Here is a 17,700-nt window from a genome sequence, read left to right as displayed (position 1 = left end):
GACGTTTCTCAATTCGAATCCGGATTCAGCAGACGTCCCTCTGCGGTGAACAAGCGCAGAACCCAAACATCATTGGCCCGAACAAGCGCGTTAATCTCGTCATCGCGATAATTGGCCAGGTAATCGATGCTGCCCGTATTCGGATCCGCTACCGGTAATTGTTGATTCCACTCCTGGGACGGCTCAACGATGACCGTTTTATTCTCGTCGTCGTCATTGTCCGGATTATCGTCCTCATCTTCTTCGAACCGCAACTGACGATTGCGACGGAACAGGGCAGGATCTTGAAGAGTATTGGTTTCGACCTCTGGATCGTCTGTCAAAACGCCTGTCGTGCTGCCAGCCGCTATCAAATCGTTGTCAAACAGCATGGCGACCTGGAGTGTCTCGTCAGACAGGTCTTCATCGTCGTTGACGGAGAAGACTTCCAACGGAGCGCCTGTATTGGAGTACCCCAGAAGAAACCCTGCGCCGCTATTGGTCTGAGAACGCCGCAGTACTTTTACGCCGCCGTTCGTCTCAACCCGGTATTCACCGACGCTGCTGCCAATCATCCAGACGACATTATTACCGAAAAAACCGTCTGCCAGGTTTTCATCGCCGCCCGTGCCAATCTGATTCACTTCGATGTCCTCATCCTTGGGCTGGCCCTCGTAGAAAAACGCGTCCTTTCCTCCAAACTGAGATTGGCTCTCTACCGCCCCGGTCGAATCACCGATCACGATTGGTGATGCACCAGGCGCTCCGCCACCTACTACACGCTCATCGTGGCTGACAGACTCCGCTTTTCTCTGCCACGCGAGACCAGGCTTCAGGTCTGAACCGTCCTGCTCTGTGTCTACTCGCTGAACAAAGCTTCCGAGGCGTCCATTAAAGGTGTCGTCTGTTTCGATCGTGCCACTTGTTTCACCGGCAACAGCGATCGAGCCGTCGGTCGTACTGAGACCAATCCAGCGCGGGAAGTCGTCTTGATCTGTTCCGTTTATCAACTCCCATTCCCGAGTAAAACCCGGTGGCACTGCTGCAGTGTCGTAAAATCGTCGCTGAGTCGCCAGGTTAATGTCGCCTGGTGTCGGGTTGCCTGCGGCATCCTCTTCAATACCGAAGACAACAGCAAGCTCAAGCTTTGCTACATCTACGCCACCGACCTCAACTTCCCGAGAGGCAAAATCAATGACCGGCGGTGCTTCTGGGCTTACGCCTGTGGCGGAAAGATCCTGCGACAGTTGTTGCTCCCCCGCTTTATCAAATACGCGGATCTGCGGGATATTATTCGCAGCGCTATCGTAACCCGCAATAATGAGTCGCCCGTCGTCCATGAACGCCATGTCAGAGGGCACGAATCCACCGACAGCCCCAATCTGGATGGGCATATTCAGTTCGTTAATACCGATTCTAAGTGGGGGGGCCGAGTCAGACCGGGCATATCCCGTTCGACCTGCCTGATAATTACTGTCCGGCCCCAGCAGAATAACGCGATCGTCCCCGGAATTGTTTTCATATTCGTCGGCAGGCTTGGTGACGATACGGAATTGCACTGTATCGGTTCCAACGGGGAACGCCAGTTCATCGCCCAATATCCATTCCGGAACTTCAGGCTCATTTTCTGGTGCGGGATAGTCAGGATTCTTTACCTGAACAAAGTAATCGGAGTTGGCGAGGTCGTAAGGATCAAAAATTGCGTCCGCACCCTTCTGGGAGCCAATTTTTACAGAGTACGTCTGATCCCGGTCACCTTCCATAACAGCCTGGTAAGTCCTGACATTGATTAATGCCTCATCAGACCATTGGGAAATCCATGCATCCGCCCATGTGGCCGGGTCGTTCGATGGAGCGCTAAAGTTAAAATCGGGACTCAGGTTCATTACGTCCCGCTTCCCCCGCGCAAGGGTTTGAAAGCTAACCGTGGGTTCGTTGTCTTCGATTGACATGACCTCCCTGACTCCGCCGACTCGGGACCCGAGCCCAGCAAGGCCGGAACGCACTTCAGTCAACCCAAAGTTAAAGAACTCTTCTGGCTCTGGTTCCTGATCATCAACCACCTCAAGCCGTACAAAGCATTCGGTGATACCCGGCTGAAGCGTTAAGACACCCTTCGTATAACGGCCATTCTCATCTTGTTGATACTCCAGGTATTCCGGGACAGGTAGTTTGGGACCACTACCCGTGCCAAGCGCGACAATATCCCGACCAATGGCGGCATCATCGGCATTCGCTGTTCCGGCATCGCATCGTTGATGCTCCGGACTAAAACCCGGATCACAGCGCGCTGGATCAAAGCCAGAGGAAAGCTCAAAAGCAACGCGCACCGTGGTTACGGAAGGCTGATCAAGATTCACACGGACCAGAATCGGCTGTGTCTCGGAGGTGGTATCCACTGTATCGATCACATTGCCTGCGTCGTCGTACACGTTTGTCGGATACGTATTTTCACCTCTGTCGCTGACGAAGGGCTTTTCACACTGGAAATTTGGTATCTCTTGCCCTTCCTCGCCGTTTTCCTCTTCTTCAGGCCTGGCCTCTGAATAGTCCTGGCTGACAACCGTCAACTGATTTTCCTGAACCTCGATACTGAACGGTTGCGCACCCAGTGTTGCACCATCATTACCTACCAGGTTGATGCGGGTGGTCTTGCCAAGGTCGGCCAGGCCACGTTCGCCACCAGTAATTCCCGGCACTCCTCGTATAATGATCCCCTGGCGGGCTTTATTGGTTGTGTCTTCCATAGCCAACCAGGAGGGAGCGTTTGTTAACGAATACTTGAGAATATCGTCGTTATCCACCGCACCAAAATTGTAGAAATATTCCACACCCAGATAGGCGTCTTCCGGAGGGATACCAATAATGGCCGGGTCCTCAGACGCCCTTTCCGTCTTGCATCCCTGAAAAATCAGAAGGATCAGAGAGAACAGTGCCAGGCGTCCGGAAATACCAAAATGGGAGAAAAACGAATCGGCGCGCATATAAAGTCCGTTTCAGAGCTTTGTTTTTATGGGTGCTTTACACACCGTTACAGAACAGACTTATGGTAATCAATTTACAGAAAGGGGGATCTGCGCGAGTTCTCAGATTCTGATCACGACCGGAGGCGGGATGACTAGGCTATCCCATGTTCAGACAACAGATCGGTAAATTCCTGCTCATCCAGCACTGGCACATTGAGCTTCTCTGCCTTTGCCAATTTGGAGCCGGCCGATTCACCAGCCACGACACAAGACGTCTTTGCTGACACACTACCAGCCACTTTTGCCCCCAGACTTTCAAGATGGGCTTTGGCCTGATCGCGAGTCATGGTCGACAACGATCCAGTAAGCACCCAGGTTTCGCCCTTCAGCGGTTGTTCCTGCGCAGGCAGAACGTCTTCACTCTGCCACTCTACCCCCGCGTTTTTCAGAGCCTCTAGGGTCTCGTTATTGTGCGGCTGTTCGAAGAAGCTACGAATGTGTCCGGCAACGATGGGACCGACATCAGGTACAGACTGCAAAGACTCTTCAGAGGCTTCACTGATGGCTTCCAGCGTTCCAAAATGACTGGCGATCGCTTTGGCCGTCGCCTCGCCCACTTCACGAATGCCGAGTGCGTAGAGAAATTTCCACAGCACAGGCTTTCGTGCGCTGTCGATCGCCTTGATCAGATTGTCGGCGGATTTGTCGCCCATCCGCTCCAGACCTGTCAGATCCGATTTCTTGAGCAGGTAAAGATCGGCAACGGTTGATACCAGTTCCCGGTCTACCAGGATATCAATCCACTTGTCTCCCAGCCCCTCTATATCCAGCGCTTTACGAGAGGCGTAGTGGCGGATCGCTTCTTTTCGCTGGGCAGGACAGAACAGCCCGCCAGAGCAGCGTGCAACTGCCTCCCCGTCGATTTGAACGATGTCTGAATGGCATACCGGGCAGTCAGGGGGAAGAGTTACCACTTCAGCCGTGTCAGGGCGGCGTTCAATCAACACCTTTACAACCTGGGGAATGACATCGCCTGCGCGGCGCACAAATACGGTGTCGCCAATCCTGACGTCCAGGCGGGCGATCTCATCCATGTTGTGCAACGTAGCGTTGCTGACCGTAACGCCGCCTACAAAAACGGGCTTGAGGCGCGCGACGGGGGTAATGGCGCCTGTTCGGCCTACCTGAAACTCGACCCCTTCCACCACGGTCAGCTCTTCCTGAGCCGGAAATTTCTGGGCAATCGCCCATCTCGGCGCCCGGGAAACAAAACCGAGCGTTTCCTGGAGCTCCATGCTGTTTACCTTGAAAACGATGCCGTCTATCTCGTAAGGCAGATCGTTCCGTTTCTCCAGCAAATCATGGTACGCATCAAGACAGGCTTCGACGCCGGTAACCCGCCGCATTTCAGGATTCGTTCTGAAGCCCCAGTTTTTAACGCGCTGAAGTCCTTCCCAGTGTGTCGACGGAAGGTCTGCTTCATCCTCAAGAGCCATGCTGTAGGCGCACATTTCGAGAGGGCGTTTTGCAGTAACCGACGGTTTCTTCTGGCGCAGGCTACCTGCAGCCGCATTGCGGGGATTAACAAAGGTCTTTTCGCCCTTGGCTGACAGAGTCTTGTTAAGACGTTCGAATCCAGCTTTGGGCATGTATACCTCTCCCCTGACTTCGACCCGTTCTGGCACCGACTTACCTCTGAGCCTCAGGGGAACCGACGGAATGGTCCGGATATTTTCTGTTATATCCTCCCCAGTCTGTCCATCGCCGCGAGTGGCGGCACGTTCCAGGATTCCATTCTCGTAATGCAGACTAACAGCCAGACCATCGAGCTTGGGCTCGCAAACGTACTCGACATCCTGCTCATAAACCAGCCTGTCACGAACCCGACGATCAAAATCTCTGAGCTCATCGTCAGAGAAGGCATTATCCAGAGACAGCATCGGAATCCGGTGGGTTACCGGCGCGAATGAGGTCTCCGCCGCCCCGCCTACCCTTCGTGTCGGCGAGTCTGCAGTCCGCAAATCAGGATAATCGTTTTCCAGCTGCTGCAGCTCTCTGAACAGCCGGTCGTACTCGGAATCAGGAACGGTCGGCTCATCAAGGACGTAGTACTGGTAGTTGTAATCCGCCAGCAAACGACGAAGCTCTTCAGCCCGATGTACCGTAGAGGTGGTAGGTTGGTCTGTCATTTTCCAGGGGAGCGCTGCTTTCGTTCAAACTCGCGGATACGCTGACGACAATGCTCGATTGTCTGCGCCGTCATGACGCTGCGCCGTTCATCTTTCAATTCGCCACCAAGATTGCGCACAACGCACTGGGCAGTTTCGAGCATGAACTCGAAGGCCTGCAGTGAGTTCGACGGCCCCGGCATACTCATAAAAAAGCTGATGCCCGGGGTAGACAGGGTCGCCATATCATGTGGTTTGAACGTTCCCGGCTCGACCGCGCTAGCCACACTGAACTGAACCGGGCTGTATGTGTCGGCGTCTTCGTGCCTGTGGTAGATGTCCAGGTCACCGTGTTCCAGGCCACAGGCTTCAAACAGCGCCTTCAGTTTTTCGCCGTTAAATGGCTCACCGTTCTTCGACAGTACGTTGATGACCACCACTTCTCTGGCGTCTGGCCGATTCGCGCCGGCAAGAGGCTGGTCAGATTTGCTTTCTACTGGTTTGCGAGATGCTGTGTCCTCTTCCACTTCAGTGGTGACAACCGGCGGCACGCCAGTCTGCGGCATCTCGGCAGGCTCTGAATCCGGATGACTGCGCTCACCGGCTGCACCTACAACGCGAGCTTTGCCAAGAACGCCGTCATCGCCATCCAACGACGAGTCATCACCGGCACCCCATCCCGTTTCTATCGACACATCGCCGTCGTCACGAGAGGCAGAAAAATGTTCAGACGGCGATTCTTCCGGCTCATCCACGGATTCCTGCGTCGACGAGGAGTCAACCACGGGACGAGTCGGCTTTTGAGAAGGTTTGCCGAATCTGGATCTTTCCGGTTTCACGTAACCCCGGTCTTCAAGGGTGTCACGGGAGATCGTTCTGGCACCGCCATTCGGCAGTTCGGGGTTATATTCGTCGTCCAGCGGGGACCCATCCAGATCATCGGCCCCCATTCCGGACGAAATGGCCACCGATTCCTTCCGAGCCCGGCGCATACGCCGGATGCCATCAATCACCACGCCGATAATCACGATGGTGCCAATGGCAATTAACCATTCCCGAAGAGACATAGTTCTGCTGTCCTGTTTGCGATATCTACAACGCTGTTACTCTATGAAAACGCTGGTTTGAATACAACGCTTTGGGGCCAGGATGGCCGTTTTGTCATCTACCTCTGAGACGCGCCTGATCAGGCGTCCGCCAATGCAGCGGCTTCATCTACATCCACCGACACCAATCGGGAGCACCCCGGTTCATGCATGGTGACACCCATCAACTGGTCGGCCATTTCCATCGCAATTTTGTTGTGCGTGATGTAAATGAACTGAACCTGCTTGGACATTTCCTTCACCATGTTGGCGTAACGACCAACGTTGGCATCGTCCAGCGGGGCATCCACTTCGTCGAGCATACAGAAAGGCGCCGGGTTCAGCTGGAAAATCGAGAACACCAGCGCGATAGCCGTCAGAGCCTTTTCACCGCCCGATAACAGGTGAATGGTGCTGTTCTTCTTGCCCGGAGGCCTGGCCATGATGGCCACACCGGTCTCCAGCAGGTCTTCACCCGTCAGTTCCAGATAGGCGTTGCCACCGCCAAACACTTTCGGGAACAGCGCCTGGAGTCCTCCATTCACCTTGTCAAAGGTTTCTTTGAACCGTTGTCGTGTCTCGCGGTCAATCTTGCGGATGGCATTATCCAGAGTTTCCAGTGCCTCAAGCAGATCTTCGTTCTGGCTATCCAGATACTGCTTACGCTCACTCTGAACCTGAAACTCCTCGATCGCTGCCAGGTTGATCGCCCCTAGCCGTTGAATTCGACCAGCAATCTTTTCCATATCGTCCGACCAGGCTTTCTCTGTCGCGCCATCAGGCAAGGATTCGACAACCTCGCTCAACTGCACATCCAGCTCTTCAAGCTGTTCCAGATGCTGGGCTGCGCGGATTTCTGTAGCCTGGGACTCCATTTTTGATTTCTCAAGCCTGGCCCTGACTTCCTGGATCTGCTGCTCGATGCGACTGCGCCCCTGCTCCTTTTCACGAACCTGGCGATCGATGTCCTCAAGTGAATCGCGCGCTTCGGACAGCTTTTGTTCCTCAGCCAAGCGGCGTTCCAAAAGACCCTCCAACTGCATCTTGAGGTCCTCGATGGGCTCTTCAGCGGTTTCACGGCTCTCCCGGAGAAACTCCAGACGTTCCTCAAGCCGCTCCCGCTGCAGCTCCATCCGGTCAAGGGTTTGTTTCAGCCCATCTCTCTGGCTGTGCAGCGATTGCAACTGAAGCTGTAACTGGTGCGCCCTGTCGCGGTCGTGTCTGGCCGCCTGACGAAGGTTATCAAGGTTTTCCCGCAGGGTATCCCTACGCTCCAGCAACGTTTCTTTTTCCTCATCGCTGGTCTCTGTCGAGGCCAGCGCTTCCTGCCATTCCTCTCGCGCTTCCAGCAGCTGCTCCTGCTGCTCCTCCAGTTGCAGGCTAACGTCGCTCATGTCTTCACTGATGCGATGCAAGCGGTCTTCTATTTGCTCAGCGCGCGCTTTTAATCCACTCACACGGGAAGAGAGATCGGAGGCCTCGCGATCCACTTCAGAAAGCTGTGCCTGTGCGTTTTCTCTGGCATGGTCTGCTTTCTCGGCTGTTTCGAGCGCCTGCTCGAGCCGAGCCTCCGCCGATTGCAGCCTGGATTCAGCGGCGTCCAGGTCACTGGCCAATTCATTGACCTTTTTCTGACGCTCAATCACGCCAACGTGTGACGATTCAGACTCCGGCATCAAAATCCAGTCCCTGGCAAGCCAGGCACCTTCCCGGGTGATCACACTCTGCCCGGCGCCGAGGCCTGCCTGCTTTTCAAGGGCCTCTTGCAAACTGTTTGCGGTGGTTACCTGTGCCAGTGATAGCGCTAAACCACCTGCGCCGCTTACTTTTGACGCCAGAGTACCGGATGCCTGGGTGCCAGCCTGAGCTTCAGCATCGTTTCCACTCCCCACGATCGCAAGACCTCGAGGAGCGGCCACCAATGAGTCTTTCAGGCTGTCGAAACCGGGAACAGACAGGCCCTGAGTGAATCGTCCAATCACCTGTTCCGCGGCGAACTCCCAGCCATCCTCGATGTCCAGCGTTTTTGCAAGACGGTCCTTCTCGCCCAGGCTATGGTCTGATAACCACTCACTCAGGGATTCATTGTCACTGCCCATTTGTTCATCCAGCAACGCCTGCTGGGATTCTAGCGACGCCTTAAGGCTCTGGACGTCCTGACGTGCCTCCCCAGCAACGCTCTCAGCCTCACGTTGCTGTTGTCTGGCTTCCTGAAACTCTTCCTGCAGTGTGCTGATTCGCTCGGCGGCCTCTTCTCGCTTCAACTCCAGTTCAGCCTGCTGTTCCAGCATCGCATCCAGCTCGGCGCGATCCAGCTGCTCTTCCAGCAACGACTTTTCATCAGACATGCGCTGTTGACGGTTTCGCAGTTGTTCAATGGCGGTGTCCAGTGACTGGATTCGGGATTGCGAAAGCTCCGCCTGACGCCGCGCATCGGAAGCCCTGGCACTGAACTCTTCCCACTGGTGCTGCCATTCGCTCATGGCGTCCTCAGCCTGCTGAAGCTGTTCGCCCGATTCTTCAGACCTTAACGTCAATGTTTCCTGTTCCGGCTCCAGCTGATCCAGTTCCTCCTGAATTGAGGAAAGTTTCCGCTGATCCTGCTCAAGTTCCTGCGCCAATTCACGCTGGTTGGCCAGCGCCTGATCGAGCTCCGCGGCGGTTTGCCGACTCCGCTCTTTCTGGTGCTCAACACTTTGTTCAACTCGAGCGATGTCTGCACCGGCTTCGTAATAATTTGCCTGGGCACGATTGAAATGCTCGTTTCGGTCCTGATGCTGCTCTCGCAGAGCTTCGAGCGACGTTTCCAGGTTTACGCGCTCCGTCAGATGCTTTTCCAGCTCGAGTTCCGTATCTCGGATGAGATTTTTGGATGCCTGAAGCTCTTTATCCAAAGACTGCCAGCGCAAAACCGTCAGTTCTGCCTTCTTTTGACGCTCTTCCTGTTTGTAGGCTTTGTATTTCTCGGCCGCTTCGGCCTGGCGTTCCAGGTGTTGGAGCTGGCGCCCAAGCTCGTCGCGCAGATCGGTCAGGCGTTCGAGGTTTTCCTGGGTACGGCGGATACGGTTCTCCGTTTCCTTGCGACGCTCTTTGTACTTGGAGATGCCGGCAGCTTCTTCGATGTATACGCGCAATTCTTCGGGTTTCGCTTCAATCAGGCGCGAAATCATCCCCTGCTCGATGATGGCGTAGCTGCGCGGGCCAAGGCCGGTACCCAGAAAGAGATCGGTGATGTCACGGCGACGACATTTTGACCCATTCAGGAAATATTCCGACTGACCCTCTCTCGAGACCCTCCGACGCACCGAAATTTCGGTAAAACGGGCGAACTCGCCCGGAGCGGAGCCATCGCTGTTGTCAAAGACGAGTTCTATAGAGGCCTGACCTACCGGCTTGCGGGCGCTGGATCCATTGAAGATGACGTCCGTCATGGATTCGCCGCGCAGATACTTCGCAGAGCTTTCGCCCATCACCCAGCGAACCGCGTCAATGATGTTCGATTTCCCGCAGCCGTTGGGCCCAACAACCGACGTCATGTTGCTGGGGAAAGGAACGGTGGTCGGGTCTACGAAGGACTTGAACCCTGCCAGCTTGATGGACTTGAGGCGCATATCAGGCTTCTACTCCTGTCTCAAGAATGCTCAGCACCTGGTGCCGCTGATGTTCGCCAAATTCCCGGATAACCTGCTCGAGTCTTGCAGCGTCGTCCGATGTAGCCGCTTCTGCCAGTTGACGGAAAAAATTCGCGGTAGCCTCCATTTCGCCCCTGAAGTTTTCGAGTGCCACGAAATAGGTGCGGCTGATCGCTGGCTTGAAATTCTCCAGCGTTTCTTCGAGGAACGGGTTCTCCACCAGATCATAGGCGTATCTCATAACACCGAAGCCAGCGTCGATGACCTGCTCTGCCGCATCCCCGCCGGTGGAATTGAGGGCATCAATCACCGTCTGTAATTCGCGAACCTGACCCATCACGCCGGTCAGCTCAGGCCCGGACCAGCGTTCCAGCACCTTTCGGCCCAGCATGCAGAGCAGATCGATGTAGATGTCATACAGACTGTTGACCAATTCTGGGCTAAGGCGAGAGACCACGGCCCCTCGGCGCGGGAAAATCTCAACGAGGTGACGCCTTTGAAGTATCAGTAATGCCTCGCGAACGGAACCACGACTGACGTTCAGCTCCCCAGATACCTTCAGCTCCTGGATGCGCGCGCCGGGAGCCAGATCCCCTGTAACAATGCGCTGCCCCAGATGCTGGGCAATTTGCTCGGACAAACTTTCCGGGGCCTGAAACCTCATATTTCTGAATGATCCCTTTCAATCGACGTCTGAGAGTAAAGCTCCGAAGTTTATCACAGGCGAAGGTCAGCCCAATCCTTTTAAGCTGATTTTCGGTCCATTTCACCGGGCGGAAATGTCTTGCCAGATTTTTGGCGCTGGGGGCGGCACACCCCATTTATTTATAATAGTTAGCTTGAGGTTACGTATTTATATATATGTTTTAATTGATTTTATGAATATTGGCAAGATACATGCTTAAACAGCCTCCAAATACCGAAAAGGCTGAATCCCGTGAAACAGATTCCTACTATTCCGACACCGACAACGACCTCTCACAAGCTGGCGATGCTGATGCAATCCCACGAGGCCTGGAAAGAGTCGCCGGACGTTCTGACTCTGATCACGCGCAGGCTTTCAACCACGTTAAGCCTGGAAACTCAGATGGGCATTCTGGCTGAAGAGCTGGGTTCCGTTGTACCCATCGATTGCATGACGTACCGACACAAAATCGCCGCCAGAGATTTTGTTTACGCAACAGGCATGGGCGGGCCCCACCGTTGCGAGTATCGACTGAACCTGGAAGGTCAGTTTTACGGAATGCTTACCTTTAGCCGCCGGAAAAAATTCTCTGAAAAGGAACTGGAGGGCATTGAGCTGATGCTTGGCGCAGCCATCTGTCCTATCCGGAATGCCTGTCGGTTCATTGCGGTTGAGCAAGCCGCACTAACCGATCCACTGACCGGTATTCCGAACAAGCGTGCCATGGATGACAGCATGAACCGCACAACCTCGCTTGGCGATCGGCATGGTCAGAATCACTCGTTGATACTATGTGATCTGGATTATTTCAAAACGATCAACGATCAGCATGGTCATGTGATCGGCGATCATGTACTCCAATTAGCGGCACAGGAAATACAGAAAGCCATTCGGAATTCAGACGAGGTCTACCGCTTCGGCGGCGAAGAGTTTGCGATTCTTCTGCCTCACACCAATGAGACCGAAGCCAGAGGCGTCGCTGACCGGATTCGAGATTTCGTGTCCACAATTCAGGTGAACTGTGGCGAAACCACCATTGGGGTGACCATCAGCTGTGGCATCGCCATGAGAGCGAAGGACGAAAGCGCTGACCAGTGGTTAACCAGAGCAGACGATGCGCTGTATCAGGCAAAAGCAGAGGGACGTAACTGCACCCGAATCTTTGCCACTATTTCACAAAGCTCTCAGAAGCCGGAAAACGCCTGATTTTCCGGGCCTAACGCCCGGTTCTCTTGCGTGATTTAGCCGCGGGCTTTTTGCCTTCGCTACCCCGGCTGTCCACCTGCCATTTTGGCGTCCCCGGCTTGCGTCTGGAAGGTGCAGCCTGCTTGTTGCGTTGGCGGTCGTGAGCCTTCAGTTCGGACGGCGTTTTGGCAGGGATAGCGACCGGCTCCAGTCCCACAGATCGACTCAAAGCATCCACGGCCTTTTGATCCAGCTCTTCCCACTTGCCCATGGTCAGCCGACTGGGTAAAAACACAGATCCGTATCGAACCCGCTTCAACCGACTGACCTTTACGCCCTGGGATTCCCAAAGGCGCCTGACTTCCCGGTTACGCCCTTCCATCAGGGTGACATGAAACCACTGGTTGATGCCCTTGCCGCCGGCCTGGGATATGTCGGTAAACTTTGCCGTGCCGTCATCCAGCAAAACCCCATCAGACAGGCGCTGAATCATGGCGTCATCAACCTCGCCAAACACCCGAACCGCGTATTCACGATCGATCTGGCGGGACGGATGCATCAGTCGGTTGGCTAGCTCGCCATCTGTGGTGAACAGCACCAGTCCCGTTGTGTTTATGTCCAGTCGGCCAATGGCGATCCAACGATGATCCGGGAGTCGCGGCAAACGATCGAATACCGTGGGGCGCCCCTCGGGGTCCCGCCGGGTTGTCACTTCACCTTCTGGCTTGTTGTAAATCAGCACACGGCGCAGAACCTGAGCAGCCGAGGCAATCTCGAGCCGCTTTCCATCCAGCTCTATTCGATCATTCACGGTAGCCTTCTGGCCAGGTTGAACGACCTCACCGTTAATCTGTAGGCGACCTGCCTCAATCCAGCCTTCTACTTCGCGCCGCGAGCCGGCTCCGGCACGCGCGAGCAATTTTTGAATTCGCTCAGGTCCACTGGATTCCGACATCTGGTCGTCCGGTTTCTTAGCGGAACGTGGTTTCTGGGGGCGATCAGCCGCCATGATTTAATCCTTAAGTAGGCTGACGTAAACGTCAGTGAAGTGTCTGCTCTGGATCCGGGTCTGCGGGTGAAGATTCAGCCTCAAACTCAATCTCCGCCTGCATGTTTTTTTCAATTTCGCGACCAATTTCTTCCAGATCGCGAATTTCGGACAGCGGTGGCAGCTGATCCAGCCCTTGCAGATTGAAGTAATCCAGGAATTGTTTGGTGGTTGCATACATGGCAGGTCGACCCGGCACATCTTTGTGCCCCACAATCCTCACCCATTCTCTCTCCTGGAGCGTTCGAATGATATTGCTGCTGACAGTAACGCCACGAATGTCTTCTATCTCGCTTCGTGTAATAGGCTGGCGGTAGGCAATCAGAGCCAGTGTTTCCAGCAATGCTCGAGAATAGCGCTGGGGTTTTTCCTCGAACAAACGGCTTACCCAATGCGCATAAGCCTCTCGCACCTGAAGCCGATATCCGCTGGCCACCTTTTTCAATTCGAAGCCCCGACCCTCACAGGCCGACTCCAGCATGACCATCACGTGCTCCATCACCTGCCTGGCTGGGCGCTCCTCTTCATCAAACAGATCTCGAAGCTGTTCCAGTGACATGGGTTTGCCAGCTGCGAGTAACGCGGCTTCGGTGATCGCCTGAATTTTCAGAAGGTTTTCTTCGTTCATAACTAAGAATCAGCCTGATGTCATTGCCTTGATCACGCTTAACTGACGGCCCGGGCGCGTACGTGTATTGGCCCCAATACCTCGGCCTGTACCACTTCGATCAGTTGTTCTTTCACCAGTTCAAGAGTCGCGAGAAAACTGACCACAACTCCCAGCTTTCCCTCTTCGGGCGTAAACAGACTCTCAAAATTCACAAACTGGTCATCATTCAATTTGGCCAGAATCGCCGACATCCGCTCACGCGTTGAGAGCCGCTCCCTTTCCACATGGTGACTGGTAAAAAGGTCTGCCCTGGCCAACACTCCCCGCAACGCAAGCAGCATTTCCTTTAGATCGACATCCGGGTGCGATTGACTGGAAGGGAGACTGGGCAGAGCCGCGGAAACGGCAAACGAGTCACGCTCCTGCCTTGGCAACTGATCAATGTCTTCTGCCGCCTTTTTGAATCTCTCGTATTGCTGGAGGCGCCGAATCAGTTCGGCCCTGGGGTCAATCTCCTCTTCGTCCTCACTTTCCTGCCGTGGCAGCAACATGCGGGACTTGATCTCAGCAAGTGTTGCAGCCATGACGAGGTACTCTGCCGCCAATTCAAACCTCATCGCCTCAACAGCGCCGATGTAATCCATGTATTGACGCGTAATTTCGCTCACATCAATGTCAAGGATGTCCATGTTATGGCGACGAATAAGGTACAGCAGTAGGTCAAGCGGCCCCTCAAAGGCCTCGAGAAACACCGCCAATGCGTCCGGTGGAATGTAGAGGTCATGAGGCAAGTCCACCACCGGCTTACCGGACACCAGTGCCAAAGGCGACTGCCCATCAGCAGTGTCCGTCGCGACGTCCTCAGCAGCCGGTTGTCCTGTGGTGTCTTCGGTCATAACGCCTCCAGAGCCCTTAGACCGCCTAGCGGTAGCTCAACCCCATCGCGGCCCTGACTTCCTCAAGGGTATCCCGCGCCGCATCCCGTGCGTGCTCGTTGCCCTCTTCAATGATGGCTCTGACCAGATCCGGATTGTTTTCGTACTCTTCAGCCCGCTCATGCAGGGGCTTCTGCTCTTCCACAATCGCTTCAATCAGCGGAGTTTTGCATTCGATGCAGCCAATTCCGGCACTGCGACAGCCGGTTTGAACCCATTTCTGAGTATCACTATCAGAGTAAACCTGATGCAGCCCCCACACCGGGCATTTTTCAGGCTCGCCCGGATCGGTGCGGCGGACCCGTTGAGGGTCTGTTTGCATGGTTCGTACTTTCTGGGATACCGAATCCGGATCTTCGCGCAAACCTATGGTGTTGTTGTAGGATTTGGACATTTTTTGCCCATCCAATCCGGGCATTTTTGAATCAGGCGCGAGCAAAGGCTGCGGTTCCGGAAGGATGACCTTGCCGCCACCCTCAATGTAACCGTACAAACGTTCCCGGTCTCCCAGGGAAATGTTCTGTTGCTCTTTAAGCAGTGCCCGAGCGGTCTCAAGGGCATCCATATCGCCCTCTTCCTGATAACGCTTTTTCAAGTTGCGATACAGCTTGGCGTTTTTCTTGCCCATCTTGACGATGGCGCCTTCGGCCTGCTCTTCAAACCCTGGTTCACGGCCATAGATGTGGTTAAACCGGCGGGCGATCTCTCGGGTAATCTCAACGTGGGAAACCTGATCCGCGCCAACGGGAACCCGGCCGGCGCGATACATCAGAATGTCCGCGCTTTGCAGCAACGGGTACCCCAGAAAGCCATAGGTGGCCAGGTCTTTCTCGCGCAGCTTTTCCTGTTGGTCCTTGTAGGTGGGAATCCGCTCCAGCCAACCCAGTGGCGTGATCATGGACAACAGAAGATGTAATTCAGCGTGCTCTGGCACCTTCGACTGAATAAACATGGTGGACGAGCCGGGATTGACACCGGCGGCCAACCAGTCGATGACCATATCCCAAACGCTCTGCTCGATCCCGCTGGGGTCGTCATAGTTAGTCGTCAGGGCGTGCCAGTCGGCCACGAAGAAGAAACATTCGAACTCATGCTGAAGCTTCACCCAGTTTTTGAGGACACCGTGATAATGGCCAAGATGCAGCTTACCGGTGGGGCGCATACCGGACAGTATCCGTTGCTGGGAATCTACAGAACTCAAAGCACGAACTCCTTTCTAGAATTTGATCAGCAGCCGTTATGAAAGCTGACCGGGCATTATAGTCTTATGTGGGTCCGGCGTTAAGCGCGCAAACAAAAAGCCCCCGGAAGTCCGGCAAACGGACCCGGGGGCTTACTGTCAACGAGCTGCGTTACCAGCCAGTTGCGTTCTTCAGCGCTTCGCCGATCTCGGCAAGGCTGCGAACGGTTTTGACGCCCGCATCATTCAGGGCCGCGAACTTTTCATCCGCAGTGCCCTTGCCGCCGGAGATGATGGCACCCGCATGGCCCATACGCTTGCCCGGAGGCGCCGTAACGCCGGCAATGTAAGCCACCACGGGCTTGGTGACGTTGGCTTTGATGAAGGCTGCGGCCTCCTCTTCTGCCGTACCGCCGATTTCACCGATCATGACAATCGCCTCGGTCTGAGGGTCTTCCTGCAGCAGTTGCAGAATGTCGATGAAGTTGGAGCCCGGAATCGGGTCACCACCAATGCCCACACAGGTTGACTGCCCATAACCGAAGTCAGTGGTTTGCTTGACCGCTTCGTAGGTCAGTGTACCTGAACGGGATACGATCCCGACTTTGCCAGGCTTGTGAATGTGGCCCGGCATAATGCCGATTTTGCTTTCGCCCGGCGTGATCACACCTGGACAGTTCGGGCCAATCATTCGCACGCCCTTGGCATCGACGTACTCTTTGGCATAAAGCATATCGATGGTCGGGATGCCTTCGGTAATGCACACGATCAGCTCAATACCCGCGTCTGCCGCCTCGATGATGGCGTCTTTACAGAACGGTGCCGGAACGTAGATTACAGTGGCTTCGGCGCCAGTTTTCTCAACGGCTTCACGTACCGTATTAAACACCGGCAGGCCCAGGTGCTCGGTGCCGCCCTTGCCGGGGCTGACGCCGCCAACCATCTTGGTACCGTACTCAATGGCCTGTTCAGAGTGGAAGGTACCTTGAGCGCCAGTGAACCCCTGGCAGATAACCTTGGTGTCTTTTGTCAGCAGGATGCTCATTATTTACCCTCCGCGGCTTTAACGACTTGCTCAGCGGCGTTGGCCAGACTGGTCGCTGCAATGATGTTCAGGCCGCTGTCTGCCAGCACCTGGGTGCCCTTCTCTGCGTTGTTGCCTTCCAGGCGAACAACCACAGGCACCTTCACACCGACTTCCTTCACTGCGCCGATGATGCCTTCAGCAATCATGTCGCAGCGAACGATGCCGCCGAAGATATTAACCAGAACCGCCTTAACGTTGTCATCGGACAGGATGATCTTGAACGCTTCAGACACTCGCTCTTTGGTCGCACCGCCACCAACATCCAGGAAGTTGGCAGGCTGCCCGCCGGACAGCTTGATGATGTCCATGGTACCCATGGCCAGGCCAGCGCCATTAACCATGCAACCGATGTTGCCTTCCAGCGCTACATAGTTCAGCTCCCACTTGGCAGCTTCGGCTTCGCGGGAATCTTCCTGTGAAGGATCGTGCATCTCCTGAATTTTCTTCTGGCGATACAACGCGTTGCCGTCCACACCGATCTTGGCGTCGAGGCAATGCAAATCACCGGCAGGCGTAATAACCAGCGGGTTGATTTCCAGCAGAGCCAGATCACGCTCTTCAAAAAGCTTCGCCAGGCCAAGGAAAATCTTGGTGAACTGACCGATCTGCTTACCTTCCAGACCGAGCTTGAACGCCAGTTCACGGCCCTGGTATGGCTGGGCGCCCACAAGCGGATCAATTTCCGCTTTCAGGATTTTCTCAGGTGTCTCTTCTGCCACCTGCTCAATTTCGACACCGCCTTCGGTAGATGCCATGAACACGATGCGACGGGTTCCACGGTCTACAACGGCACCCAGGTACAGTTCCTGGTCAATGTCGGTTAGGGACTCAACAAGAATCTTGCTGACTGGCTGTCCGTGCTCGTCCGTCTGGTAGGTAACGAGGTTCTTACCCAGCCAATGCTCAGCAAAGGCGCGGATTTCTTCTTTATCCTTGACCAGCTTTACACCGCCGGCCTTACCACGGCCACCGGCGTGGACCTGTGCCTTCACAACCCAGGCGTCACCGCCAATTTCATCAGCAGCTGCTACTGCTTCCTTTGGCGTATCACAGGCAATGCCCTGCGATACTGGCAGGCCGTATTCAGCGAACAGCTGCTTGCCCTGATATTCATGCAAATTCATAGTTTTCGTCCCGCTT

At 54.9% G+C, this 17,700-nt stretch carries 12 protein-coding genes; 1 reads left to right on the top strand and 11 read right to left on the bottom strand.

Translation table 11 applies throughout. From position 1 onward, the window contains the following. Positions 1-8: 8 nt before the first annotated feature. The 5 genes from QLQ17_RS08440 to QLQ17_RS08420 form a co-directional block, all read right to left on the bottom strand. Positions 9-2,963 carry a hypothetical protein gene (locus tag QLQ17_RS08440; RefSeq protein ID WP_283209145.1) on the bottom strand — a complete coding sequence of 985 codons (2,955 nt, stop codon included), beginning with the start codon at positions 2,961-2,963 and terminating at the stop codon, positions 9-11. Positions 2,964-3,097: 134 nt separating this feature from the next. Beyond that, a complete protein-coding gene (ligA, locus tag QLQ17_RS08435; RefSeq protein WP_283209144.1) occupies positions 3,098-5,134 on the bottom strand; it encodes an NAD-dependent DNA ligase LigA in 2,037 nt (678 codons plus the stop codon). Further along, a complete protein-coding gene (gene zipA / locus QLQ17_RS08430; RefSeq protein WP_283209143.1) occupies positions 5,131-6,180 on the bottom strand; it encodes a cell division protein ZipA in 1,050 nt (349 codons plus the stop codon). Before zipA ends, ligA begins: the two co-directional genes overlap by 4 nt. 119 nt (positions 6,181-6,299) lie before the next feature. Further along, the gene (smc, locus tag QLQ17_RS08425) at positions 6,300-9,809 is read right to left on the bottom strand and encodes a chromosome segregation protein SMC (protein WP_283209142.1); all 3,510 of its coding nucleotides are present in this window, start codon (positions 9,807-9,809) and stop codon (positions 6,300-6,302) included. Between the two features lies 1 nt (position 9,810). Next, entirely contained in the window at positions 9,811-10,494 is a 684-nt protein-coding gene (locus QLQ17_RS08420) for a GntR family transcriptional regulator (protein ID WP_283209141.1), read from the bottom strand. A 273-nt stretch (positions 10,495-10,767) separates the two neighbouring features. Between QLQ17_RS08420 and QLQ17_RS08415 the strand changes: the two genes are divergently transcribed. Next, positions 10,768-11,721 (top strand): GGDEF domain-containing protein, encoded by a 954-nt coding sequence (locus tag QLQ17_RS08415; RefSeq protein WP_349306791.1) that lies wholly within the window; start codon positions 10,768-10,770, stop codon positions 11,719-11,721. A 10-nt stretch (positions 11,722-11,731) separates the two neighbouring features. Here QLQ17_RS08415 and rluB read toward each other — a convergent pair whose 3' ends face one another. The 6 genes from rluB to sucC form a co-directional block, all read right to left on the bottom strand. Beyond that, positions 11,732-12,709 (bottom strand): 23S rRNA pseudouridine(2605) synthase RluB, encoded by a 978-nt coding sequence (gene rluB, locus QLQ17_RS08410; protein WP_283209140.1) that lies wholly within the window; start codon positions 12,707-12,709, stop codon positions 11,732-11,734. Positions 12,710-12,740: 31 nt separating this feature from the next. Further along, positions 12,741-13,376, bottom strand: coding sequence for an SMC-Scp complex subunit ScpB (scpB, locus tag QLQ17_RS08405; RefSeq protein WP_283209139.1), 636 nt, complete (start codon positions 13,374-13,376; stop codon positions 12,741-12,743). Positions 13,377-13,414: 38 nt separating this feature from the next. Then, complete coding sequence (locus tag QLQ17_RS08400) at positions 13,415-14,254, bottom strand: segregation and condensation protein A (RefSeq protein ID WP_283209138.1); 840 nt, start codon at positions 14,252-14,254, stop codon at positions 13,415-13,417. Positions 14,255-14,279: 25 nt separating this feature from the next. Continuing rightward, positions 14,280-15,494, bottom strand: a complete 1,215-nt coding sequence (locus QLQ17_RS08395; protein WP_283209137.1) for a tryptophan--tRNA ligase — start codon at positions 15,492-15,494, stop codon at positions 14,280-14,282. Between the two features lie 151 nt (positions 15,495-15,645). Next, positions 15,646-16,518 (bottom strand): succinate--CoA ligase subunit alpha, encoded by an 873-nt coding sequence (sucD, locus tag QLQ17_RS08390; RefSeq protein ID WP_283209136.1) that lies wholly within the window; start codon positions 16,516-16,518, stop codon positions 15,646-15,648. Beyond that, on the bottom strand, positions 16,518-17,684 hold the full coding sequence (gene sucC, locus QLQ17_RS08385) for an ADP-forming succinate--CoA ligase subunit beta (RefSeq protein ID WP_283209135.1): 1,167 nt from the start codon (positions 17,682-17,684) through the stop codon (positions 16,518-16,520). Before sucC ends, sucD begins: the two co-directional genes overlap by 1 nt. Between the last annotated feature and the right edge of the window lie 16 nt (positions 17,685-17,700).

It is taken from the genome of Marinobacter sp. CHS3-4 (genome assembly GCF_030053415.1).
Taxonomy (GTDB): Bacteria; Pseudomonadota; Gammaproteobacteria; order Pseudomonadales; family Oleiphilaceae; genus Marinobacter.
Note: the sequence above shows the minus strand (reverse complement) of the source record. Positions and strands in the feature narration are given on the sequence as shown.

What these genes read in the sequence shown, in the direction of transcription:
- zipA (WP_283209143.1), bottom strand. Translation starts at nt 6,180, where the DNA reads ATGTCTCTTCGGGAATGGTTAATTGCCATTGGCACCATCGTGATTATC.
- QLQ17_RS08400 (WP_283209138.1), bottom strand. Translation starts at nt 14,254, where the DNA reads ATGACCGAAGACACCACAGGACAACCGGCTGCTGAGGACGTCGCGACG.
- ligA (WP_283209144.1), bottom strand. Translation starts at nt 5,134, where the DNA reads ATGACAGACCAACCTACCACCTCTACGGTACATCGGGCTGAAGAGCTT.
- sucC (WP_283209135.1), bottom strand. Translation starts at nt 17,684, where the DNA reads ATGAATTTGCATGAATATCAGGGCAAGCAGCTGTTCGCTGAATACGGC.
- rluB (WP_283209140.1), bottom strand. Translation starts at nt 12,709, where the DNA reads ATGGCGGCTGATCGCCCCCAGAAACCACGTTCCGCTAAGAAACCGGAC.
- sucD (WP_283209136.1), bottom strand. Translation starts at nt 16,518, where the DNA reads ATGAGCATCCTGCTGACAAAAGACACCAAGGTTATCTGCCAGGGGTTC.
- smc (WP_283209142.1), bottom strand. Translation starts at nt 9,809, where the DNA reads ATGCGCCTCAAGTCCATCAAGCTGGCAGGGTTCAAGTCCTTCGTAGAC.
- QLQ17_RS08420 (WP_283209141.1), bottom strand. Translation starts at nt 10,494, where the DNA reads ATGAGGTTTCAGGCCCCGGAAAGTTTGTCCGAGCAAATTGCCCAGCAT.
- scpB (WP_283209139.1), bottom strand. Translation starts at nt 13,376, where the DNA reads ATGAACGAAGAAAACCTTCTGAAAATTCAGGCGATCACCGAAGCCGCG.
- QLQ17_RS08440 (WP_283209145.1), bottom strand. Translation starts at nt 2,963, where the DNA reads ATGCGCGCCGATTCGTTTTTCTCCCATTTTGGTATTTCCGGACGCCTG.